We start from the raw sequence: 22,936 nt of genomic DNA, 5'->3' as shown, positions 1-22,936 counted from the left end.
CTTATTCGGCGGCCGGCTGGCGAAGCGTAGAGACCCGCTCGCCCGGATGATGATCGCTGTCCATCTCGTCTGTCGCGCGCCGCTGCCTTGCGGACTGGAACGTACGCTTCTGCTGGTACATCACGGCATCTGCCCGCCGCACCACTGACTCGATCTTTTCGCCCTGCTCGCTGGTTGCGATACCAAGCGCAATGCTGAGCGGCGCGTTCGAGTAGAACTGGTTGTTGATCTTCAACAGTTCCTGGATGGTGTCGGCCATGGCGGTTGCCGCAATCCGGTCGGCGCCCGGCATCAGGATTGCAAACTCGTCGCCGCCGATGCGGGCGGCGTGGTTCGGCCGCGTGACGGCACCGTTCAGCACCTCACCGATCCGCCGCAGCAGGGCATCACCCGCGTCATGGCCCAGCGTGTCATTGGTTTCCTTCAAGCCGTTGAGATCAACGACGAGGACAGACACCGGCCGCAGCGGCTTGCGCTCCATGCGGTTCAGTTCATCGACATAAAAGGCGCGATTGTGCAGCTTGGTCAATACGTCGTATTTTCCGAGATATTCCAGATAGGCTTCCGCCTTCTTGCGCGCCGTGATATCGGTGAGCGCCACCTGAACCAGAGACCAGTCGTTCTCGTGGCCCGGCAGCACGGAAAACTGCATCAGAACGTAACGTTCGGACCCGTCGAGCGAATAGTTGACCACTTCGCGTTGATGAAAAAGGTGGTTGTTCCACAATTCCACCAGCTGTTCGCGAAAATGCTTTTCCATCTCGTCGCGGAAAATATCGCCCAGACGCTGCAAAAGCGTCTGGCGGTCCGGGGCGCAGAACAGGTCCAGCGTTGCCTGATTGACATCGATGACGCGGATTTCGCTCATGCACTGACGGACGAATTCCGGATGTACGTCGGTAAACACGCGGAAATCGACAATCCCCTGCTCGCGCAGATCCGAAAGCATCACCCGGATGCGGCTGAAATCCTCCACCCAGAGGGACACCGGCGAATGCTGGAAGATCCCTTCCGCATACTGTCGGTTCGAAAGCTCGCGTCGGCGGGCATCTTCGCGCTCGGTGACATCCTCCGTTGTCAGGAGAATCCGGTCGAGGTTATGCTCGTGGCCCGGCATGACAGTGCCACGCAGCTGAATGTCCAGCCGCCGGCCGGAGAGCGTATAATTGACGGCGCTGCCCAGAAATTCCGTACGGCCGTCAAACAGGACGGAAAGCTCGTTGATATGGCTTTCCAGCATGTCGTCCCGGAAGACGCGATCGATATTGGCGACCAGATGCGCCTGGCTGTCCGCCTCGAACAGGTCCAGCGTCTTGCGGTTGACCTCGAGAACGCGGATCTTCGAGGCACACAGCGCCACCCGCGACAGGTCTTCACGCAGATAGCTGCGGATATCCGTTACGCCTTGGCCCCGCCACACGTCGAACTGCGCCGCGACGCCGCTGAAATCTTCGATCCACATAGCAATGGGCGCAAGATTAAAGACATCAGCGCTGCTGTTCTTGTTCATCGGGCGCCCTCGCAAAGCATCTTGCGGTCAGTTGATAGAACGAATCCGTTGGAGTGTCAGCCAGTTTGGAGCAAAATGAAACAGCTGTCAGGGATTTTTCTGACAGTTCCTTGCGTTTGTCCAAGCCATCCGAATGACCGGCGGATCAGGCGCGCGCCGGCTCGCGTTCTTCCAGCTCCCGCTCGATGATGGCAGCGGTGGTTTGCGCGCCGTTCATCAGGATCGACATTTGCGGCCGCAACGGGCGTTGGCGAACCTTGTCGATGGCGGCCGCCAGCGTTTCTCCAGACAGTTGCGTTTCCCCGACCACCTCGGCAAAACCGCGGTCGGCAAGCTTTTGCGCGCGCACTGTCTGTTCGGTTTCGCCGCCGGAGGCAAAGGGCACGAGTACGCAGGCACAAGGGGCTCGTAAGAGATCGCAGACCGTATTGTAACCAGCCTGTGAAATCGACAGTTCGGCATTCATGAGAAGGCTCGGGAAATCGGTGCGGAAACGCACCAGCGCCACGTTTTCGCCCGCCCGCGCCGAGAGGCGATCGAACTGTTCGGCCGGCATATTGGGGCCGGCAATCAGGCACCAGCTTTTGTCATCGGCAAGGATATCGCGGGCATCAAGCGCTGCCTCGACAAGCGCTGCCCCCACTGCACCGCCGCCCGCAGACACAACCACGTCGAAACGATCCGCAGAGGGCGCTGGCGTGACTGGCGCCACGAGGCCGGTGTAATGCACCTTTCCGGCAATGTCGCTCGCCAGCGGAAACGTGTCTTCCAGCCGGACGAATTGCGGATCGCCATGCATCAGCACGCCGTCGAAATGGTTTGCCACCAGATCGGCGGTTTCGCGGTCGCGGCCGGCCTTACGGTTTTCCTGCAGGATATCGCGTACCGAACTATAAAGAAGCGGGCGCGGAGAGACCTGCCGGATCGCCTCCAGCAGGGGCAGAAGCTCAAACCGCATCTGGCGACGGCCAAAAGGAAAAGCCTCGATCAGCACGGCATTGGGGGCTGCCTCATGGAAGGCTTCGATAAGGAGTGCTGTGCGCCGTGCCTCGAACCGGTCATCGACGCGACGGCCGTTTTCATCGATCAGGCCGGAAAAGCCGGTGCTGGAGGAGAGAACGGCGGGCAGTTGCACATGGCGGACATTCTGGCCCGGAAACCCTTCGATGGCATTGCCGCCCGTCACCAGCGTCACATCCATGCCGGCCGCATGAAGCGCCTCGGCAATGCGGCTGGCGCGCACCAGATGGCCGATGCCCAGCAAGTGCTGGACGTAGAAGAAAATTTTCCGGGGCGCTTTTACCGTCTCGATGATTGCTTCCGTCACGTCAGGCGCTCCTTGTCCAGCTTGCTGCAAACAGCCGCTCCAGATCGCGGATGCTGTTGTGATGGTCAAACTGCGTGCGCACCTTGTGCTCGGCCTTTTGCGCAAGGGTAAAGCGCAGCTGCGGATCGCCGATCATCCGCGCAAGCGCTGCGGACAGCGCATCCGGAGCATCCGGCGCAACGAGCAGGCTGTTTTCTCCATCCTCGAAGAGTTCGGTAATACCTGAAACGGTGGTGGATACAACCGCCAGGCCCTGGCTTGCCGCCTCCACCATGACATTGGGCAGCCCGTCGCGGTCGCCATCGGCGGTAATCCGGCAGGCGAGCGTAAAAAGGTCGCTGTCGCGGTAATGTTGCAGTACGTCGCGCTGGTCGAGCGCGCCCTTCCAGGTGATCCGCCCGGCAAGCCCAAGGTTTTCCGCCAGTGGCTTCAACCGCGCCAGTTCATCGCCGCCGCCGATATGGGTGAAATGCCAGGCAAGGTCGGCCGGCAGCTTTGCCAGCGCCTGCAACAGCACGTCATAGCCCTTTTTCGGCACGGCGCGGCCAACACTCAACAAACGAACGGGGGCTTGAGGATCGGAACCGTTGCGGGCCGGACGCTCTGCGTCAAAATGCGGAAAACGATCGAGATCCAGGCCATGATAGCTCAGATGCACGTTGTTTTTTCCGCGCGACAGCATGGTCAACTGGTCAAAACCGACACGGGTGCAGGTAACGGCCCAATCGGCAGCCCCGAGCTTTTCCTCAAGCTCCCAGTCGGGCGAGGTCCAGATATCCTTGGCATGGGCCGAGACCGTCCAGGGAATGGTGCCGATCATGCTGGCATAGCGCGCGACGGAGGCGGGCGTGTGGATGAAATGCACATGCAGCCATTCGGCATCTTCAGGCCATTCCGCCACCAGCACGGCCGCCTGTCCGAAGCGGCGAAAGCGGTTGCGCGAGACATCGCGCGCGAGATCCTTCAGGAAAGCCCGCGTTGCCGGGACAAATCCCGGCCGACGGGCAACCTTTGCGATGGCCTTCAGCACGCGCCACGGTTCTTCGTGCAAATATTCCGGCAGATACCAGACCTTTGCGCGGATCTCATCGTGTACCGGGTGCCGCTTCTTGTCGGTCGGGCGACGCATGGCGACCAGTTCGAGGTCAAATCCCGCCCGCTCCAGCCCCAGCAATTCCTGCGCGATAAAGGTTTCCGACAGGCGGGGATAGCCTTTCAGCAGGACGAGGATCTTTTTCATGTGATTTCAGCCCTGCGCGAGCGACAGATGATAGGAGCCCTTGCGCTTGAACCAGTCCGCCACGATGCGCGAAATATTGGGCAGGCCTTCCATATGCATGCCGGGGGCGCTGACCGATGGCGGATCACGCTGCAACACATCCTTGATGGCCGCGGCGAACTTGACGGGATCAACGGACTCTTCCCCTGAGACCATGCTGACCAGGCCGAGTTCGCTTGCCCGTGTCGCGCGGATCAACTGTTCCTCGCGCGGCTGCGTGCGGGGAACGATCAGCGCCGGTTTGTCGAAGGACAGGATTTCGCAATAGGTATTGTAACCGCCCATGGCAATCACGGCCTTGGCACCGGCAATGCGGTCTTCCATGCGGTTATCGAACTCGATGATTTCGAGAAGCGGGTTGCCTTCACACGCCTCCTTGAAGCGCAAGCGCTGCTCGCCTGACATATAAGGCCCCAGCACGATCACCGCCTTGTGGGTGAGCGTCGGGTCTGCCTCGTAAGCGGCAATCACGTCGCGCACCAGATCGGCGCCATCGCCGCCGCCACCGGTGGTCACCAGCAGGTAATCCTCGCGGCCGGCCTGGGAGGTGCTCGGCTCAAGCGACGCCTTGCGCTGCAGGAAACCGACAAAATTCATCTTGGAGCGCACCGAATGCGGAATGTCGATGCCGGTCAGCGGATCGTAGAAATCCGGGGGGCCATAGACCCAGACATCATCATAGAGATTTCCGATCTTGCGCAGCACATCATTGCGTTTCCATTCGGCCTCCAGAAGATGCGGTGCATCCATCACGTCGCGCAGGCCAAGCACCAGCGTCGTGCCGCGGGTCTTCAGATATGCGAGCGTATCCTCCACCTCACTGCGCAGGCCAAGCGGCTCCTTGTCGATGATGAAGATATCAGGTTCGAAGGTTTCGGCCGTATGGCGGATGATCGACTGGCGCATCTTCATGGTCTCGTGCAGGTCGATGTGCTGGTCCATGGAGGTGTATTCGCCGTTCCGCAGCTTGATGACGCTGGGGATTTTCACGAAATCCACGCGGGCGCGATAATCGAAAGCGCCGGCGATCGTGGCGCCGGAAATGATCAGAACGTTGAGGCCACGATAGTCCTCAACCAGTGAATGGGCAATCGTGCGGCAGCGTCTCAAATGGCCAAGCCCGAACGTATCGTGGCTGTACATCAGGATACGAGCGTTCCCAAGGCGTCTTGGCATGCTCAGTCTTCTCCGTCGAGTTCAGTTGCCGGACAACGCCTCCCCGCGCAATCCGTTCGGTTGCTATTTATATGGGTCGGCAGCATCCCTAAGGCCATCGCCCAGGAAATTGAAGGCAAGGATCACGAAAATGACCGGGATGACGGGAAAGAGCAGCCACGGATAGAGCGCCAGAACACTGACCGTTCTCGCTTCCGTGAGCAGAACACCCCAGCTGGTAATGGGCGGGCGAAGCCCGAGCCCGAGGAAACTCAGCGTGGTTTCCCCAAGTATCATGCTGGGGATGGTGAGCGTCGCGCTGGCGATCAGATGTGACATGAAGCCGGGGATCAGGTGGCGCGAGATGACACGCGTGCTTCCCGCTCCCATCATCTGCGCTGCCAGCACATAATCCTCTTCCCGCAGCGCCAGAAGCTTGGAGCGCACCGCGCGCGCAAGCCCCGTCCAGTCGAGGAGACCGAGGATAAAGGTAATGCCGAGATAGATGAGAAGCGGGCTCCAGTCGACCGGCAGGATCGCGGCAAGTGCCAGCCAGAGCGGAATGCTCGGGATGGACTGCAGCACCTCGATCACCCGCTGCACGACGAGATCAAACCAGCCGCCCCAGTATCCGGCAAGGCCACCGATCACAATGCCGAGAACGAAACTCGTCATGACGCCGAGAAGGCCGATGGTGAGCGAAATACGTGCGCCATAGAGGATACGCGACAGGATATCGCGGCCAAGCCGGTCGGTGCCCAGCCAGAAGAACTGGCTGTTTTCCGGCGGGCAGACCAGATGCAGGTCGGCATCCACCATCCCCCAGAACTTGTAGGGCTCGCCATGGCAGAAGAAGCGCAGTGGCTGAATATCCGTCTTGTCTGGCGTATAGACCCGCTGCAGCGTCTGCATGTCGAGCCGCATGGTCTGGCCGTAGACGAAGGGGCCGACAAAACTGCCCTCATGGAAAAGATGCACCGATTGCGGCGGCGAATAGATGAATTCGACATTGCGGGTATGCACCTTGTAGGGCGCGATAAACTCCACGATCACGATCATCAGATAGGCAAGGAGAAGCGCGATGCCCGAGGCAAGCGCCAGCCGGTGGCGGCGAAAGCGCCACCACATCAACCTCAGCTGCGAGGCCTGATCGGCCGGCATGATGCCGGCGGCGGCATCGTCGGCATTCGGGTCGAACGGCGTATCGCGCACATAATGCGGCAGGATGTTGGACGAGGTATCGGTGCGCGAGGTCATTTCGTGGCTCCTCCGCGCAGGCGGATCCGCGGATCGAGGATGGCAAGCGCGATATCGGAAATGAGCACGCCGATCACGGTGAGGAAGGCGAGGAACATCAGGAACGACCCCGCCAGATACATGTCCTGGCTCTGCAGCGCGCGGATCAGCATCGGCCCTGTCGTTTCCAGCGACAGCACGACAGCGGTGATTTCAGCGCCGGAAATGACCGCCGGCAGCACAGAGCCGATATCCGAGATGAAGAAGTTGAGCGACATGCGCAGCGGATATTTGATCAGCACCTTGAACGGATGCAGGCCTTTGGCCCGCGCCGTCATCACATATTGCTTGTGCAACTCGTCGAGCAGGTTTGCGCGCACGCGGCGCACCATGCCGGCGGTTCCGGCCGTCCCGATGATGATGACCGGGATCCAGATGTGTTCGAGGATCGAACGGAACTTGTCCCAGCTCATCGGTTCGGCGAGATATTTCTGGTCCATCAGATGGCCGATGGAGGTGCCGAACCAGATATTGGCAAGATACATCAACACTAGCGCCAGCACGAAATTGGGCACCGCAAGGCCGATCAGCCCCAGCAGCGTCAAGCCATAATCGCCCCAGCTATATTGATGCGTGGCCGAGTAGATGCCGATCGGGAAGGCCAAGAGCCATGTGAGGATGATGGTGACGGTGGAGACCAGAACCGTCAGCCACAACCGGTCGCCCACCACGTCGGTCACCGGCATGCGGTATTCGAAGGAATAGCCGAAATCGCCGGTCAGCATGCCGCCAACCCAATGCACATAACGGATCGGCAGCGGTTGGTCGAAGCCGTAGCGGGCGCGCAGAGCCTCGATCTCCTGCATGTCGGCCTTTTCGCCGATCGCCTTCAACTCCTCGACATAACTTTCGAAGTAATCGCCCGGCGGCAGTTCGATGATGGTGAAGATCAGCATGGAGATCAGCACCAGCGTCGGGATCATCACCATAAAACGCCAGAGGATGTAGCGGATCATCTCACGCATCTTGATCGTACCAGAATGTGTCGGGCCTGTAGACGCCGAGATAGGACATGGGATCGAAGCCGTAGAGCCCGTCCTTCGGCACATTGCGCAGCCGCGTGGAATGCACGACCGGCTGCAGCGTGGCGTTGACGGTGCCAATGGTGAGAACCTGTTCGGCGTGAAGAGAGAGCATGTCGTGCCACACGGCTTCCCGCTCGTCCTCGGTTTCCGAATTGCGCCATTTGCCCAGAAGTTCGTTGAGGCGGATGGCTTCCGGCATGTCGGGGGCCTGCCCGTCGCTTCCGCCGGAGTAGGAATAAAGCCCCCAGAGCGGCCATTGCATCTGGTCGTCGCTGGTCGGTGCCAGATCCTTCGGCGACATGTCGGCTGTGGGCACGCCGTTGTCGAGGCCGGCGGAGATGGTCATGATCGTATCGCCACCCTTGACGCGGCGGCGCAGCAGCTCACGCTGCGAGGTGCGCACAAAAATCTTGATGCCGATTTCCAGCCAGTGATCGTGGATCAGCTCGAGGATATCCGTATCGACGCTGTGCTCGCCCGTCGTTTCGACAATCACCTTGGCATACCGCCCGTCGGGCAGCAGGCGAAGGCCATCGTGGCGACGGCCGGTCAGTCCCACCTCGTCCAACAGGCGATTGGCCTCATCAGGATCGTAGGTCGTCCAGGCATCGCGGTAGTGCGGCTTAAACAGCGGGCTCTGCGGCAGAACCGTGTTGGCGCTCTCCTTGGCCAGGCCAAAAAACACCGCCATGTTGATTTCGTGGCGGTTGACGGCAAGCGACAGCGCGCGGCGCACCCGGACATCCCGAAACAGCGCGTTCCACACCGGATCCTTGCAGTTGAGGTTCGGCATCAAGGCCGCACGCGACCCCTGGATGCGTTTCCACAGATCCACCGTGATCGGGTATCGCTCCTCGGCATTCTTCAGGAAGGTATAATCGGCAAAATCGAGATTGGTGAACTGCAGGTCGCTTTCACCGGTTCCAGTCTTTGCGGCAATCAGGTCGGCTGAGCTGATGTCGAAGAAAACGCGGTCGATATAGGGCAATTGCTGCCCGTTCTCGTCCACCCGGTGATAATAGGCATTACGCTCGAAAACGAAACGTCCAGCGGGCGGCGGGGTGATATTGCGCCAGGCATCCAGCGAGGGAAGATCCGGATTTTCCGGTCGCACGGTGCGCGACAGCTTCTGGTGCAGCGCCACCCAGTCTTCCACGCGGTTCTTCGCCACATGCTCCTTCAGCTTGTCTGCCGTCTGGTAGGTCGGATGGAACTGCTTCAGGTAAGCGGCTGGCATCATCAGCCTGAGTGGCGATGGCGAGGCAATGTCGGTGAGGAAATCGGGGTTCGGCTCGTCCCAGCTGTATCGCACGGTGAGCGCGTCGATCACCTCGAAACGCGGCGCCTTGCCATTGATCTTCATGCTGGAGGGGATACCGCCGCGATAAAGCTCCTTGTTGAGGAACATATCTTCCCAGACATAGCGAAAATCTTCCGAGGTAAACAGGCTGCCATCCGACCAACGATGTCCCTCGCGCAGCTTGAAGGTGAAGACGCGCTCGCGCTCCACGGTGAAGCTTTCCAGGATGTCCGGCTCCATCTCGAACTGCTCGTTATAACCGATCAGACGAGCATAGGAGATGATGGGCATGTAGCGGATGTCACGCTGCCCCCCGATCAGCACGCGCAGGGTGCCACCCTGCCGCCCGATCGCCTTACCCTCGCCGGCAAACTTGATCACGCGCGGATTTTTCGGCAGGCGCTCGGCAAGAGGCGGCAGCGCCGCCGTTGCGGCATCTTGGGCCGGCGTGGAGGCGGCGATGGCAGCGCCCAGCATCGAATGCGGCAGAAGCGTGCCACCGAGAAGCGCCAATGCGTGTCTGCGTGTGATCATGGCCGCAACTCCCGCGCATCGACATCCCGACGGGCAAGGACGAAATGGCCGCCGCCGAGGTCGGCATGGGTGAGGTCGTCGCCCTCGTCCTCGCTGACGAACTGACGTGCCCAGTCCTTGCGCGCCGCAGCGCTTGGCTGGCCAATGGCATCGAAATCAAGCGGATGATCGAGGTTCGGCACCGGCACCGCCGCCAGAAGTTTTTTGGTATAGGGATGCACGGCGTGGCGCATGATGACATCGCACGGGGCGATTTCGACGATCCGCCCGGCATACATCACGGCCACACGGTCTGCCATGTAGTTCACCACGGCCAGATTGTGCGAGATGAACAGGTAGGTAAGGCCAAGGTCGCGCTTCAAGTCCTTCATCAGATTGAGGATCTGGGCCTGGATGGACACATCGAGCGCCGAGACCGGCTCGTCGCAGATCAGCAGATCGGGTCCGAGTGCCAGCGCACGGGCAATGCCGATGCGCTGGCGCTGGCCACCGGAAAAGCTGTGCGGATAACGACTGATCGAATTTTCCGGCAGGCCGATGGCGTTAACGAGGCGAAGGGTTGCGTCCAGACGCGCCTGCGCATTGCCGCGCCTGTGGATTTCTAAGGGCTCGCTGATGATGTTGCGCACCGTCATGCGCGGCGAAAGCGACGAGACCGGGTCCTGGAACACCATCTGGATGCGGGTGCGCAGGATGTCGAGTTCATCCCCTTGCGCCTTCAGCACATCGATCGGCTTGCCTTCGCCGCTGAAGAGGATCTGGCCGGCGTCCGGCGTCACGCCGCGCATCAGGATCTTGCTCAGCGTCGTCTTGCCACAGCCGCTTTCGCCGACAAGGCCGAGCGTTTCGCCACGACGGATCTCGAACGAGACATCGTTGACGGCAAGCGTCGGCGGTGGCGGGCGCATGCCAAAGCCGCCGCCGCGCTTGGAGGAAAAGGATTTGGACACGCCGCGCACGCTGAGAAGCACGTCCGGCAGAACAGCCGTGCTGCGCGCCTTGTCGATCAGCCCCTCGGCATGCACCTTGATTTCGCGCAGCGGCTTCAGGCGTTCATCGCGCGGCAGATCGAAGTCGGGCACGGCTGCCATCAACCCCTTGGTATAGGCATGGCCGGCATGGCGGAAGATCGCCTCGACGGGACCGGATTCCATCACCTCGCCGCGATAGACCACCACCACTTCATCCGCCATGCTGGCGACGACACCGAGATCATGGGTGATCAGCAGCATGGCCATGCCAAGCTTCGACTGGAGGTCCCGCAGGAGCTTCAGGATCTGCGCCTGGATGGTCACATCAAGCGCCGTCGTCGGCTCGTCGGCAATCAGCAGCGATGGCTTGCAGATCAGCGCCATGGCAATCATCGCACGCTGGCGCATGCCGCCCGAAAGCTCGAACGGATACATTTCAAACGCGCGGGCCGGATCGGCAAAACCGACAAGCCCCAGCATTTCACGACAGCGTTCCAGCCGTTCCGTAGGCGACAAGACGGTGTGGACGCGCAGCACTTCCTCGATCTGATTGCCCACGGTGTGCATGGGCGAAAACGAGGTCATCGGCTCCTGAAAGATCATGCCGATGCGGTTGCCGCGGATCGCGCGGATCTGGCGTCCGTCATGCGGAAGCGACAGAAGGTCGTGCGTTTCACCGGTATCGGGGTCGTTGAACAGCACGCGGCCGGAAATGCGCGCGGTGGCCGCCTCGATCCCCATCACCGAGCGGCCGAGCACGGATTTTCCGGATCCGGACTCACCGACCAGTGCGGTGACCTTGCCCGGACAAATCCGCATCGAGATGGTCTTGACGGCATCGATGCTGCCACCCCACATGGGGAAGGAAACAGACAGTCCATCGATATGGAGCAGATCTGCACGCTCAATCATGCATTGTGATTCCCGGAAGCCTTGTGGCGCGATTGCCAAAGGCGCGTTCCCATTGTTGTTTTCATCAACCGTATCTCAGCATATTGCCTGTGTCCATGATCAACACCTACAACAGTGGCAGCCTCGTTCGAGCTGAGGATCTGCCGCAACAACCGTTTCGGGAAGATGACAGTTCCCATGTAAATCGATGCAGGGCTTGAATGTTTCGACTGAATAATGCCGATCGTTGCAGTTCGGTCTCCGATTGCCAATGAAGCAGGTGCCGATGACCGAGAGAGAGACCACCATGAGCCCGCGGGCCCGTCTGAAGGAATTGCGCGCGCTGATCGATAGCGGCGCGCATGATGAGGCGCGCCGGTACTTGGGCGCTCTCCTGACGGATGAAGCGATCATGAACGACCCCACTCTCGGGGGCCGCACGGTGCTTGGTTATCCGCGAAAGTTGCATTCGGCGAGGCTGAAGCTGGCAAAGGCTGAAGGTCAGGTGGTGGAACGGCTGGGCCTGCAGCACACGCTGGTGCCTCCGCCGTCGCTGCTTGCCCCTCTCACCCGTTTCGATGGTGCCGAACGGCGGCAGATGAACAACCTCAACCGAGAGCACGTGCCGCGCGTGCTGCACCAGATCTGGCTCGGGGATCTCGCCGTTCCCCCAGCTGTGGAAGCCTGGCGGGCGCATGCTGAGAGGAACGGCCTCGAATACCGGCTGTGGCGGGAAGCGGATCTGCAGGCGCTTGGCGTCGAAAGCCATACGGCCTTTCAGCGCATGATGGCCGAGGGTGATTTTCCGGGTGCCGTCGATATCGCCCGGTATTTCGTACTGTTTGCCGAGGGTGGTATCTATCTCGATTGCGACTGGTATCCGGCCCGCGACGACATAAGTTTTGCCGATCTGCTGCCGTTGACGGGGCTTTCGGCACTGGCCGAGGACACGCCGCGCAACACCGGGATGGGAAGCCTGCTTCTCACCAATTCCTTCATCGCGACGCCGGCCGGCCACCCCGTCTTCAAGCGCCTCCTCGACATTTTGCCCGAGGTGACGCAGCTTTTGCCGGATGGTCCCGCCTGGTGGTCCACCGGGCCTCTGGTGATGACGCTTCTCTTTCGCGGAACGACATTTTCCGTGCCGGATGCCGGGTTCGTCGCCGCCAACCTTGCCCGCCGCGCGCCGGCATCGCAAGTCGAAGACGCACGGCGGCAAGCGCTGGCAGAGGATGGCGGCCTGCTGATCGGCTGGAAATCCTGGTAAGCCTCAGACGGCCAGAAGTTCGGAGGCGCTTGCCCAGCGGCAGGCCGGATGCCCGGCCGTCAGTGCAAAAAGCTCTCCCAGAAAAGCCCAGGCCCCCGCATCATGCACCAGATGGTGGGTGAGGATGCCGATCGCACCAACAGGGTTTTCGTTGGTCAGATAATCCATCACTTCGCCAAACAGCGCCTCGGCTGGCTTTCCGCCATGGGTGCCGTGCCAGTCCATGATGTCGACATGGGTGTTGAGGACCGTAAGCGGTGCCGGTTTTTCACGACCGAACACCGACAGCGATGTAAACCCGAGCGCCGGCAATTGCTCGACGATTTCAGGTGCAATGCGGTTCCAGGGTGGGACCAGCATGGGCAGCAATTGCGTGGGGTAAAGCTGCTGGAGCTTTTGAAGGCCGGCCTGCAATTCGCCGGTGACCGTCTCCAGCGAACGATCAAGGCCAAGCTCCTGTTTTTTGGCGGGAGGCGTGGAATGGCTGCGATGCGACCAGCCATGCACGGCAACGCTTGCATGCGGCGCCGATGCCAGCCGTTCTGCCAGCGGCGCTCCGGTCTCTTCGGGAATAACGGCAAGCGTCAGGGGCACGGCATGGGCTTTGGTGAGGGATAGCAGCCGGTCGAGAGCCGGCGTCGGAACCACCGCATCGTCGTCGCGCAGCCAGAGGGTGACGGCCCTCCCCTCCTGCGCCAACCCGTCCAGATGGTTCTCCAGGGCGTTCCGGCTCATGCGGTTTCTTCCATGCTGGTTTCAATGATCTGGTGCAGCCGGTCGGCGGCGGCGGACAGCGACCGCTCCTCGGCCACCATACGGCGTGCATTGATGGATAATCGCATCCGTTCTGCCTCATCCGTCAACAGCTTGCGGATAGCATCCGCATAGGCTTGCACATCCGCCGGCGGCGTCAACAGGCCGGTGCGGCCGTCTTCCACCACTTCCGGCACGCCGGCGATCTCTTCGGCCACAACAGGAAGCCCTGCCGCCTGCGCTTCCAGATAGGCAAGCCCATAGGCCTCGCCATGCCCCGGCCAGAGATAGATGGAACCGCCGGACAGGTATTTTGCCACAGCCTCCCGCTCCTGCAGGCCGAGGAAGGTGACGCGGCCCGCCGGCAAAACCTCAGTAAAGGCTTGCTCCACCTGCGAACGCGCCGGCCCGTCCCCGATGACGGTAAGACGCCATGGAAGATCGGACAGTCGCGACAGCGCAGTGCCAAGAGCCGTATAACTGCTCAGCTTGTCTCCCGGCCGCATCATGGCAACCGTTACCAGATGGCCGGGTTCCGGGCGGGGTTCGCGTGCCAGAAACAGGGTGGGATCGATGAAGGGCAACAGACGCACAAACCGGGCTTGCGGCGCAACCTCCATCAGCCCCTGCTTATCGCGACGAGTGAGGCAGATATTGGCGCGCGCCTGCTGGATGCCGGAAAGCACTTTTTCCTGAGACAGCGCCCAGCCGCCGATATTGCGCCGCTTCGAATAGGAGGATTCGGCGGTGAAATACGGCAGCGAAAATTGCCGACAGAGATCCGGCCCCAAAAGATCCGGCGCCTTATAATAAGGGTGATAGCAGAACCAGAGGTCCGGCAGACGCTGAGACAGCCACAAAGCCGCAATCCTCTCCCGCTCGGCTGCCGCAATCTCTTCCTGCTCCGGTGGCACCTCTGATGTGGCGGAAAAGGAGCGGAACTCCGACACCGTCTCCACCGCATGGCCGCCGATGGACAAAGCGCCAAAAATCTGGCGCGCCATCAGGCGGTCGCCGGAGGGCACCGGATGGTTGATCGATTTGAGCGGCGCGTAAAAGGCGATCTTCATACCGTCGAGATGGCGCAGGCGGGGTGCCGATTGCAAGGCATAGACGTTGATTTTTTCAAACGACAGCCTGTTCTGCAAAGCAGACATCACGTCAAATGCAAGGGCTGTTGATCGCCCAGACATGGCCTCCACCTTGACAGGTCCGGCCATCCGCCTCACTTGAGCAGCCGAACAGTCGCATTCGAACCGGAGCAGGCGCACGTGGATCACACCGAAATGCAAAGACCGGATCTTCTCGCAGCCATCGTTGCGAAAACCGCAAAGGCCGGCGTGATCGGGCTCGGTTATGTCGGCCTACCGCTTGCCATGAGCATGTCGCGCGCCGGCTTTTCCGTTCTCGGCTTCGACATCGACCCGCAGAAGATCACCCGCATCGAGGCGCACAAGAGCTATATCGACGCCGTGCCGGATGCCGTACTTGCCTCGGAACACGAAGCCGGACGATTTGCCGCAACCTGCGATTTCGAGCGTCTGGCCGAATGCGACGTGATTGCCATCTGCGTGCCGACGCCGCTCACCCGCCACCGCGATCCGGACCTCTCCTTCGTCGAAAACACCTGCCGTGATATTGCTGCACGCCTGCGGCCCGGCCAGTTGATCGTGCTGGAATCCACCACCTATCCCGGCACGACCGACGAGGTGATGAAGCCGATCCTCGAAAAGACGGGGCTCTCCTGCGGCGTCGATTTCTTCCTTGGTTATTCGCCGGAGCGCGAGGATCCGGGCAACCGCGATTTCGAAACCTCCACCATTCCAAAGGTGGTGGCCGGCGACGGTGAACTGGCGCTGGACATGATGAAGGCGTTTTACGGTGCAGTGGTCAAAACCATCGTGCCGGTCTCGAGCCTGCGCACCGCAGAAGCCGTAAAGCTCACGGAAAACATCTTTCGCGCGGTCAATATCGCGCTCGTCAACGAGCTGAAGCTGGTCTACGACGCCATGGGCATCGACGTCTGGGACGTGATCGATGCGGCAAAGACCAAGCCATTCGGCTACATGCCGTTTTATCCGGGTCCGGGCCTTGGTGGCCACTGCATCCCGATCGATCCCTTCTATCTCACCTGGAAATCGCGCGAATTCGAGCAGCCGACGCGCTTCATCGAACTCGCCGGTGAGATCAATACGGCGATGCCGCGCCATGTGGTGGAAAAGCTTGCCGAAGCGCTGGACCGCAAGCTCGGCAAGGCGCTCAGCCGCTCGCGCGTGCTGATCCTTGGTCTCGCCTACAAGAAAAACGTGCCTGATATTCGCGAAAGTCCCTCGCTGCGGCTGATGGAAATCCTGCTGGAGCGCGGCGCGGACGTCGCCTACCACGATCCCTTCCTCGATGAAGTGCCACGCACGCGCGAATACGGTCACCTGATGGGCCGCCGCTCGGTGGAACTCACGCCGGGCGCCATCGCCGGTTTCGATGCCGTGGTGATCGCCACCGATCATGATCCGGTCGATTATGCAGCGCTTGAACAATCGGCCGCGCTGATCATCGATACGCGCAACGTGTTTGCCCGCCGTGGCATCGCATCGGACAAGGTCGTCAAGGCATGAGGCAGCAACAGGCAGGGAGATCCGCGTGAGCAGGCTCGACAGTTTCATCAACCGCATGAGCGCGCAGCGGGATCTTTTAAACCACGTGCGCGACCATGGAGACCTGCCGGCAGACGGCCCGGTCTTCGAGATCGGGCTTGGCAATGGCCGCACCTTCAGCCACCTGCGCGAATGTTTTGGCGATCGCCGGATCATCGCCTTTGATCGCAAGCTTGCCTCGCATGCCTCTGCCACGCCCGAGCCGGAAAATTTTGTCGAAGGCGAAATCCGGGAAACCGGTCAGGCTTTCCTCGGCTGGAATGCAGCCCTCGTTCATGCCGATATCGGCACCGGTTATCCCGACGTGGATGCCGTGACGCTGACATGGCTGCCGCAAATGGTGGCGGGCATGCTCGCGCCCGGCGGCATTGCCGTCAGCGGGCTGCCGCTGGAGCATCCGGATTTGAGCCCGCTGCCGCGCCTCGAAACCATCCAGGAAGGTCGGTATTTCCAGTATCGTCGCCGGGTGCGGTAAAAAAACGGCTCCGTCAAAATTTCTGTGGAAAAGCTGAGGCCGCCCCTCAATCGGCGCGTTCATGCAGCTTGATCGGCATCCTTTCGGCAGCCCGGTCGGGCTGGCGCTGAGGTGCCGGAGCCTTGTCGCGAATGGTTTCGGCAAGCGACCGGCTGATCTGGAAACCGATGTGCGGATCGGCGGAAACGACCTTTAAAAAACACTCCCTGGAAATCCGCAGCGCTTCTGCGCGTTCCGTCACACGCACCGTGGCAGCGCGGGGAGCGTCCGACAAAAGGCACATTTCACCGATCATGGAATGGCAATGCGCTTCGCCAACCTTCACCTCTCCGGCCGCCGTGTTGATCAACAGATCGGCTTTGCCGCGCAGGAGAACATAGGCTGCATCGCTGTTATCGCCCTGGTGAAACATCACCTGGTCAGCCTCGTAGCAGACGCGGTCCGACGCAAACGCCAGAAGCTTCAGTTTGCAAGGATCAACCTTGCTGAAATAGGGCAGTTTGCGCAGAAGCTGCACTTCATCGTTAAGCAACATGGAGCCCACTATCTCCTGTTCGCAAAGCAACGTCAGATCACGCCACCAGCGACTTGAAGATACCACTTTCTTTGTCCAGAGTCTCGTAAGGTCCATCTGCGACCACAACGCCGCGATCGAATACGATGACTCTGTGAAACATGCGTGACAGTGATGTGTTCGAAAGAACCCATACGATTGCAGGATCATTGTCCTGCTCTTTCAGGAAATCAAGCACATTCCTGACGATTTCCTCCTGGACACGGCGGTCCAGCCCCGGCAACGGCCGGTTGAAGATGTAAAAGTCGGAGCGGCGGATCAACGCGCGGGCCAGACTGATCTTGTGACGCTGGGTCAATGTCAGGCGCCGTCCACCGCTGCCCACATCGAAGCTGAGGCCGATGCCGATGAAGCTTTCGAGTAGCCCCTTCTCCTCCATCACACGCTTGGCAACCTCGCGAACATGGACCACGGCATCCGGGGCCCGGTGCGAGAGCTTGCCGAACAGCACGTTTTCGCGAAGCGTTGCGGCCGCCATGTAGCGGTGCGGGTCATAACGCTCCACCCGGTCGCGCAGGTCTGCCGGTAGGTTTTCGTAAAACAGGTCGCGCGCCGCCACCACCTGGTTCATGATCTCCTCTGTCAGCACACCGAAACGATACCGCGGCTCGATGTAATAGAGGCTGAGGCGCACGATGCTGCGATGTTCTTCTTCCGTCACCGGCTGCTGCCCGCGCGCCTTGCGCTTTTGCAGAAACTGCTGGTAGCCGGCGATGTCATCGGCGTTGATATTCTGCAATTGCTGGAAGAACGGGTGTTCCGGCGGCAGATCGGCAAAGATTTCAACGAGGTTTTCGGCGATCGTCATGCCCATGGCGTAGAGGAGGTCGGACAGGCCGGCCCGCTTCAGAACCTCAAACACGTAATGACTTTCCGCCACTTCCGTCTCGGAGGCAGAACTGGTGCGCGTTGCGGCAAACAGAAGGTTCTCCGCAACGGTTGCCTCGGTATTGTAGGAGGCAGGATCGAAGGGGGCAACGATATGGGCAAGTCCCTCCTTCTTCAGTTCGTCGCGAAGCGCATGGCGCATTTCCACCACACGCTCGGCAAGGCCCGGGTTCTCCTGGGGGTCGATGACGGAATGCAGCGCCAGTTCCATCACGTCGGGCGTCAGCTGCACGGCATCGAGCGCGCGCATCAGCGATTGCTTAAGGTCGTCGTTAAAGCCGCGCAGAACCGATGTCGAGCGCCGGTCCAGCCAGTCGGCATTCAGGTCATAGCTGCAATTGGCGGCCATGTGCGCCTCATGCACCTCCCATTTGCGGTTTGCCGCATCGCGACCGCTATAGCTGACGGTGCTCGTCGGCGCGTGTTTCAGGCCGTAGAGCAGGTTGTCCTTCAGGCTGCCGTGGAAGAAATAACTGTTGGCGGAAACATAGGAAATCCGGCGGCCGGTGATGGATTCCGGCAGTTCCAGAATGTCTGCATCCCCCAGCGTGACCTTGCCTGAAAGCGGCCAGACCAGTCGGCCGAAGGCTTCGGCCAGCGCCTCGCCGCCACTGCCGGAATTATCGACAATTGCCACGGTCTCGCCCTGGTCGATCTTGACGGAGACGCCATCGATCACCTTGGCGCCGCTACCGTCGGCCACGATGATATTGGTGGCAGCCAGTGCTCCGCCGGCAAAGGTCGGCGCGATCGGCGCAATGACCTGCACTGAGGGCTCGATCAGTTGCGGCGGCTCGAACTGTTCCAGCACCTGTTCGTATTTCACCTGCACATCCTGGCGTGCCTGGTCCCAGTCGATCAGTTCCTTCAGCGGCCCCGGCAAGTCCTTGTAGGCGTTGATGACGGCCACCAGCTGGCCAACGTCGAGACTGCCGCGCAGGGCAAAATAACCGCCGATCGAATAGAACAGGAAGGGCGTCAGCTGCGACAGGAAGTTGTTGACGAACTTGACGAGGAACTTCCACTGGTACAGCTCGAAACGGATGCGGTAGATCTGGCCAAGTCGGGCGGCGATATCGGCGCGCTCATAATTGGACGTGTCATAGGCATGGATCGTGTCGATGCCCTCGACGATTTCCCCCACCTTGCCGGCAAGATGCCGGGCCGTGATCTGACGCTGGCGGCCAAGGTCGATGAGGCGACGGCGCATCTTCGGGATGATGCCGACCTGGATTGCCACCATGACGGCGGCAATCAGGCCAAGCCAGGTGTTCTGCAGGAAGATGAAGAAAAGGGCCGCGGCCGCCTGCCCGCCCAGCAGCGCCGGCTGCACGAAGGCATCCCCGGTAAAGCCGCCGAACGGCTCCACCTCGTCCTTCACCATGGTGGAGATTTCCGCGCCGTTCACCTGTTTCATGGTGTTGGGCGGGAAGCGTAGAACGCGGTCCACCAGTTCGTAGCGGATGCGGCGCAGCAGCCGTTCGCCAAGCCGCCCCTTGTAGGTGTTGATATAGAACTTGAACAGACCGTTGATGATGACCAGCAGCAGGAAGACGCCACTCAGCGCCATCAGCATCGACAGGCGGTCAAGCTGTATACCGTCGTAGGATAGGGTCCAGCCGGTCAGTGGAACGGTAAAACTGAAATCGAGGAAGGCGGCAGAGGCATCCGCCGATTCAAACCCCTGCCCCTGGATCGGTCCATTGATGATCTGTTTCGGCAGGTCGAAGGCGGCAAAATATGGCACCATCGAGAACAGGACGATGAACAATATCCAGATCTGGGGGGAACGCGTGTGATTCCAGATATAGCGAAGTAGGTTCTTTTCCATCTGGCGTGCTTTGGCGTTCCGCGCATTCCAGAAAGCGGAATACGGATGTTCAAGGAAATCAGTATATATTCAGGTCTGCCGGCTGGCGCAAATGCACTGCACACAAGGACGCCATCATGGTGCCAAAAGTTTCACCTCTGGCGGTTTTGCGGCCACATGATCAGGAGATTCGGGCAGGTCTGGGGCCGGGGAAAGCCATATGCACGGGCATGACGGCAGACGCCGGCAAGGGCCGGCGCCTGAATTTGCCATGGGGGGAGATTGGTCTCGGCCCTTTCTCAGGCCAGAAGCGTGGCAAGGCCTTCCACCTGCGCATGGTGCAGGCGGCGATAGAGACCGTTTGCCATGGCAACCAGTTCGCCATGGCTGCCCTGTTCGATGATACGGCCCTTGTCCACCACCAGGATCCGGTCAGCCTTGGTGATCGTGGCCAGCCGGTGGGCAATGACCAGCGTGGTGCGCCCGACGGCAAGTTCGGCAAGCGACGCCTGGATCGCCCGTTCCGTTTCCGTATCGAGCGCCGATGTTGCCTCGTCGAGGATCAGGATCGGCGGGTTTTTGAGGAAGATGCGGGCAATCGCCAGCCGCTGTTTCTGTCCGCCCGACAATTTGACGCCGCGCTCACCGATGATCGTATCAAGCCCCTCCGGCAGTGCCTCGATCACATCGGCAAGGCGCGCCCGGCGGGCGGCCTCGACGATCTCGGCATCGGTCGCATCGAGCCGACCATAGGCGATGTTTTCGCGGATCGTGCCGGCAAACAGGAACACATCCTGCTGCACGATGCCGATATTGCCGCGCAGGGATTTGAGCGTGATGTCCCTGACATCAACGCCACCAATGGAGATGGCACCGCCGGTGACGTCGTAAAAGCGCGGCAGAAGCGAGCAGAGCGTCGTCTTGCCGGCGCCCGAGGGGCCGACGAAAGCGACCATCGTCCCTTGTTTGATGGAAAGATTGAGCCCCTCAAACACGGGCTGGCCGCTGGCATAATGGAACGCCACATCCTTATAGACGATATCGCCATCAAGGCGTGACAGCGGGCGGGCGCCGGGGCGATCGACGATGTCGGCTTTCTGGGCGAGAAAACCGAGATAACGCTGGAAGCCGGCAATGCCCTTCGGATAGGTCTCGATCACCGAATTGATTTTTTCGATCGGCCGCAGGAACACATTGACGAGAAGCAGAAAACCGACAAAACCGCCGGCACTCAAACTGCCCTGCGTGACGAACCAGGCGCCGGCCAACATGATCACCACCTGCACGAAACGCATCGACAGGTATGTCATGGACGTGGACGCTGCCATGTACCGGTAGGCTTGCAGCTTGGTATCGCGGTAGTTGCTGTTATCCCTGGCAAAAAGCCGACGCTCATGCTCTTCGTTGGCAAAGGCCTGCACGACGCGGATGCCGCCGACATTGGCCTCGATGCGGGTGTTGAAATCGGCGACACGACCGTAGAGCGCCCGCCAGGTCACCGTCATCCGCTGCCCATAATGGGTGGTCAGAAAACCGGTGAGCGGCACGATGATCGCTGCCATCACCGCCAGCGGCGCATGCACCCACAGCATGATGCAAAACGCGCCGATCAGCGTCATCACCGCGATGAACAGGTCTTCCGGCCCGTGATGCGCGACTTCGCCGATCTCTTCCAGATCCTTGGTCAGCCGCGCGACGAGCCGCCCCGTGCGCTCATTGTCGAAATAACCGAAGGAGAGCGTCTGCAGGTGATCGAAAGCCTTGCGCCGCATCTCCGTCTCGATGTTGATGCCGAGCATGTGGCCCCAATAGGTGACGACGACCTGCAGCCCGGCATTGGCAAGATAGATCACCAGCAGACCGACGGCGGCAATGGAAATCCATCCGAACTGGCCGGTCGGCAACAGCCTGTCGATGAACAGCGTGACGGCCAGCGGAAAGGCGAGCTCAAGAAGCCCTGATAGGACAGCGCAGGAGAAATCCAGGATGAAAAGCCGCGTGTGGGGACGATAATAGGCGGCAAATTGCTTGACGGTAGAGGACATGGATCACTCTCTTGAAGCCGGGACAGGCGAAAGCAGTTGCTGGGGAATACCTCCGCATCGGCAGATTTGCAAATCCTGAGATTGCTCAGCAACTTTAAAATGACCAAAAAGCTCATTTTTTAGGCGCCGCAGAAAGCTGCACAAATTTGTTGACAGAGGTCTGCCAGCCCGATCTATTTGTATAGTCAAAAAGGTCGGGTCCACCGGCCGGATCACGGGGATCTGCGCACGGGCGCACAAGGTAGACGGGAGCATGATGATGCAGAAGAGAAGTTTCCTCAAGGCGGCGGTCGGCGCAGCCATGCTGTTTGGTGCAGCCGTGTCGGCCCATGCGGACGATGTGCTGGCCAAGGCAAAGGCTGCCGGCGTTCTGAAGGTCGGCACCGAGACCGCCTTTGCGCCATTCGATTTCATCGACGCCGGTGATCACGTCGGCCTCAACGTCGATATGTTCGCCGAAATCGGCAAGGAACTCGGCGTCAAGATCGAGTGGGTCACGCTGCCCTGGGAAGGCGTTCTGCCCGGCCTGGAAGCTGGCAAGTTCGATGTCGTTGCCGGTCCCGCCACCATTACCAAGGCCCGCATGGAGCGTTACCGCTTCTCCTCGCCGATTGCTGAAGCAACCGTTGCGATCCTGAAGAAGGCCGGCGACACCTCGATCACCAAGCCGCAGGATATCGCCGGCAAGGCCGTCGGCGTCGGCAAGGCAACCGCCCAGCTTGCCCAGTTGACCGAGTTTTCCGCAACGCTTCCGTCCAAGGTCGATATCCGCGAATATCCCGCCTTCAACGATGCCTATGCCGATATGGCCGCCGGCCGCGTCGTGGCTGTTGCCAATTCGTTGCCGAACATTGCCTTTGTCGCCAAGCAGCGCGCCGGCCTGTTCGAGGTGGTGCAGCCGGCCTTCGGCAAGCCGACCTATTTCGGCTTTGTCGGCATGAAGGATGCCGATCACGCCAAGCTGATGGATGCCGTGGATGCCGCACTTTTGAAGATGAAGTCCGATGGCCGCACCGCAAAGCTGCAGGAAAAGTGGTTCGGCACAAAGTTCGATACGCCGGATACGGTGAAGGACCCGGCAATCTGATCCCGCAATCTGGTCCGGGACGTATGGCGGGGGGAAACGTCTTCCCGCCAGCACTCCTGACTTCCTGGTGAAAACCGTGGCCTGCCATCCGGCCA

General features: G+C 60.6%; 17 protein-coding genes. 4 read left to right on the top strand and 13 right to left on the bottom strand.

Annotated elements, in window-relative coordinates; translation table 11 throughout:
- Nucleotide 1: 1 nt before the first annotated feature.
- From AC4CWH_RS22575 to AC4CWH_RS22540, 8 genes are all read right to left on the bottom strand, one after another.
- On the bottom strand, nucleotides 2-1,510 hold the full coding sequence (locus tag AC4CWH_RS22575) for a sensor domain-containing diguanylate cyclase (protein ID WP_491321575.1): 1,509 nt from the start codon (nucleotides 1,508-1,510) through the stop codon (nucleotides 2-4).
- A 145-nt stretch (nucleotides 1,511-1,655) separates the two neighbouring features.
- Nucleotides 1,656-2,825, bottom strand: a complete 1,170-nt coding sequence (locus AC4CWH_RS22570) for a glycosyltransferase family protein (protein ID WP_491287793.1) — start codon at nucleotides 2,823-2,825, stop codon at nucleotides 1,656-1,658.
- Nucleotides 2,826-2,838: 13 nt separating this feature from the next.
- A complete protein-coding gene (locus AC4CWH_RS22565; RefSeq protein ID WP_491286284.1) occupies nucleotides 2,839-4,077 on the bottom strand; it encodes a glycosyltransferase family 4 protein in 1,239 nt (412 codons plus the stop codon).
- A 6-nt stretch (nucleotides 4,078-4,083) separates the two neighbouring features.
- A complete protein-coding gene (locus tag AC4CWH_RS22560; RefSeq protein WP_491286286.1) occupies nucleotides 4,084-5,292 on the bottom strand; it encodes a glycosyltransferase family protein in 1,209 nt (402 codons plus the stop codon).
- Nucleotides 5,293-5,355: 63 nt separating this feature from the next.
- A complete protein-coding gene (locus AC4CWH_RS22555) occupies nucleotides 5,356-6,528 on the bottom strand; it encodes an ABC transporter permease (protein WP_491286288.1) in 1,173 nt (390 codons plus the stop codon).
- Nucleotides 6,525-7,523, bottom strand: coding sequence for an ABC transporter permease (locus AC4CWH_RS22550; RefSeq protein WP_491286290.1), 999 nt, complete (start codon nucleotides 7,521-7,523; stop codon nucleotides 6,525-6,527). The genes AC4CWH_RS22555 and AC4CWH_RS22550 overlap by 4 nt, the downstream gene beginning before the upstream one ends.
- A gap of 1 nt (nucleotide 7,524) precedes the next feature.
- Complete coding sequence (locus AC4CWH_RS22545) at nucleotides 7,525-9,426, bottom strand: ABC transporter substrate-binding protein (protein ID WP_491286291.1); 1,902 nt, start codon at nucleotides 9,424-9,426, stop codon at nucleotides 7,525-7,527.
- Entirely contained in the window at nucleotides 9,423-11,309 is a 1,887-nt protein-coding gene (locus AC4CWH_RS22540; protein WP_491286293.1) for a dipeptide ABC transporter ATP-binding protein, read from the bottom strand. Before AC4CWH_RS22540 ends, AC4CWH_RS22545 begins: the two co-directional genes overlap by 4 nt.
- Nucleotides 11,310-11,574: 265 nt before the next feature.
- On the opposite strand from AC4CWH_RS22540, the gene AC4CWH_RS22535 reads away from it, so the two are divergent.
- Nucleotides 11,575-12,555: a glycosyltransferase family 32 protein gene (locus tag AC4CWH_RS22535; RefSeq protein ID WP_491321574.1), complete on the top strand. Its 981-nt coding sequence runs from the start codon at nucleotides 11,575-11,577 to the stop codon at nucleotides 12,553-12,555.
- Between the two features lie 3 nt (nucleotides 12,556-12,558).
- On the opposite strand, the gene AC4CWH_RS22530 is transcribed toward AC4CWH_RS22535, so the two are convergent.
- Complete coding sequence (locus AC4CWH_RS22530) at nucleotides 12,559-13,290, bottom strand: polysaccharide deacetylase family protein (RefSeq protein WP_491321573.1); 732 nt, start codon at nucleotides 13,288-13,290, stop codon at nucleotides 12,559-12,561.
- A complete protein-coding gene (locus AC4CWH_RS22525) occupies nucleotides 13,287-14,378 on the bottom strand; it encodes a glycosyltransferase family 4 protein (RefSeq protein WP_491322319.1) in 1,092 nt (363 codons plus the stop codon). The genes AC4CWH_RS22530 and AC4CWH_RS22525 overlap by 4 nt, the downstream gene beginning before the upstream one ends.
- Before the next feature lie 216 nt (nucleotides 14,379-14,594).
- On the opposite strand from AC4CWH_RS22525, the gene AC4CWH_RS22520 reads away from it, so the two are divergent.
- Both AC4CWH_RS22520 and AC4CWH_RS22515 read left to right on the top strand, forming a co-directional pair.
- Nucleotides 14,595-15,923 carry a nucleotide sugar dehydrogenase gene (locus AC4CWH_RS22520; protein ID WP_491287797.1) on the top strand — a complete coding sequence of 443 codons (1,329 nt, stop codon included), beginning with the start codon at nucleotides 14,595-14,597 and terminating at the stop codon, nucleotides 15,921-15,923.
- A 25-nt stretch (nucleotides 15,924-15,948) separates the two neighbouring features.
- Nucleotides 15,949-16,437, top strand: coding sequence for a class I SAM-dependent methyltransferase (locus AC4CWH_RS22515; RefSeq protein ID WP_491286298.1), 489 nt, complete (start codon nucleotides 15,949-15,951; stop codon nucleotides 16,435-16,437).
- Nucleotides 16,438-16,483: 46 nt separating this feature from the next.
- On the opposite strand, the gene AC4CWH_RS22510 is transcribed toward AC4CWH_RS22515, so the two are convergent.
- The 3 genes from AC4CWH_RS22510 to AC4CWH_RS22500 all read right to left on the bottom strand — a co-directional run bounded on the left by AC4CWH_RS22510 (nucleotide 16,484) and on the right by AC4CWH_RS22500 (nucleotide 21,754).
- On the bottom strand, nucleotides 16,484-16,972 hold the full coding sequence (locus AC4CWH_RS22510) for a cyclic nucleotide-binding domain-containing protein (protein WP_491286300.1): 489 nt from the start codon (nucleotides 16,970-16,972) through the stop codon (nucleotides 16,484-16,486).
- Between the two features lie 37 nt (nucleotides 16,973-17,009).
- Nucleotides 17,010-19,730 carry an ABC transporter transmembrane domain-containing protein gene (locus tag AC4CWH_RS22505; RefSeq protein WP_491321572.1) on the bottom strand — a complete coding sequence of 907 codons (2,721 nt, stop codon included), beginning with the start codon at nucleotides 19,728-19,730 and terminating at the stop codon, nucleotides 17,010-17,012.
- 278 nt (nucleotides 19,731-20,008) lie between these two features.
- Nucleotides 20,009-21,754: an ABC transporter ATP-binding protein gene (locus AC4CWH_RS22500; protein WP_491286304.1), complete on the bottom strand. Its 1,746-nt coding sequence runs from the start codon at nucleotides 21,752-21,754 to the stop codon at nucleotides 20,009-20,011.
- Nucleotides 21,755-22,013: 259 nt separating this feature from the next.
- On the opposite strand from AC4CWH_RS22500, the gene AC4CWH_RS22495 reads away from it, so the two are divergent.
- Nucleotides 22,014-22,841, top strand: coding sequence for a transporter substrate-binding domain-containing protein (locus AC4CWH_RS22495; protein ID WP_491321571.1), 828 nt, complete (start codon nucleotides 22,014-22,016; stop codon nucleotides 22,839-22,841).
- Nucleotides 22,842-22,936: the final 95 nt, after the last annotated feature.

Source organism: Neorhizobium sp. PAMB6716 (assembly GCF_058242805.1).
Note: the sequence above shows the minus strand (reverse complement) of the source record. Positions and strands in the feature narration are given on the sequence as shown.

Excerpts from the sequence above, each read along its gene's own strand:
- AC4CWH_RS22575 (WP_491321575.1), bottom strand. The coding sequence starts at position 1,510 with ATGAACAAGAACAGCAGCGCTGATGTCTTTAATCTTGCGCCCATTGCT.
- AC4CWH_RS22565 (WP_491286284.1), bottom strand. The coding sequence starts at position 4,077 with ATGAAAAAGATCCTCGTCCTGCTGAAAGGCTATCCCCGCCTGTCGGAA.
- AC4CWH_RS22560 (WP_491286286.1), bottom strand. The coding sequence starts at position 5,292 with ATGCCAAGACGCCTTGGGAACGCTCGTATCCTGATGTACAGCCACGAT.
- AC4CWH_RS22555 (WP_491286288.1), bottom strand. The coding sequence starts at position 6,528 with ATGACCTCGCGCACCGATACCTCGTCCAACATCCTGCCGCATTATGTG.
- AC4CWH_RS22550 (WP_491286290.1), bottom strand. The coding sequence starts at position 7,523 with ATGATCCGCTACATCCTCTGGCGTTTTATGGTGATGATCCCGACGCTG.
- AC4CWH_RS22545 (WP_491286291.1), bottom strand. The coding sequence starts at position 9,426 with ATGATCACACGCAGACACGCATTGGCGCTTCTCGGTGGCACGCTTCTG.
- AC4CWH_RS22540 (WP_491286293.1), bottom strand. The coding sequence starts at position 11,309 with ATGATTGAGCGTGCAGATCTGCTCCATATCGATGGACTGTCTGTTTCC.
- AC4CWH_RS22535 (WP_491321574.1), top strand. The coding sequence starts at position 11,575 with ATGACCGAGAGAGAGACCACCATGAGCCCGCGGGCCCGTCTGAAGGAA.
- AC4CWH_RS22530 (WP_491321573.1), bottom strand. The coding sequence starts at position 13,290 with ATGAGCCGGAACGCCCTGGAGAACCATCTGGACGGGTTGGCGCAGGAG.
- AC4CWH_RS22525 (WP_491322319.1), bottom strand. The coding sequence starts at position 14,378 with ATGAAGATCGCCTTTTACGCGCCGCTCAAATCGATCAACCATCCGGTG.
- AC4CWH_RS22520 (WP_491287797.1), top strand. The coding sequence starts at position 14,595 with ATGCAAAGACCGGATCTTCTCGCAGCCATCGTTGCGAAAACCGCAAAG.
- AC4CWH_RS22510 (WP_491286300.1), bottom strand. The coding sequence starts at position 16,972 with ATGTTGCTTAACGATGAAGTGCAGCTTCTGCGCAAACTGCCCTATTTC.
- AC4CWH_RS22505 (WP_491321572.1), bottom strand. The coding sequence starts at position 19,730 with ATGGAAAAGAACCTACTTCGCTATATCTGGAATCACACGCGTTCCCCC.
- AC4CWH_RS22500 (WP_491286304.1), bottom strand. The coding sequence starts at position 21,754 with ATGTCCTCTACCGTCAAGCAATTTGCCGCCTATTATCGTCCCCACACG.
- AC4CWH_RS22495 (WP_491321571.1), top strand. The coding sequence starts at position 22,014 with ATGCAGAAGAGAAGTTTCCTCAAGGCGGCGGTCGGCGCAGCCATGCTG.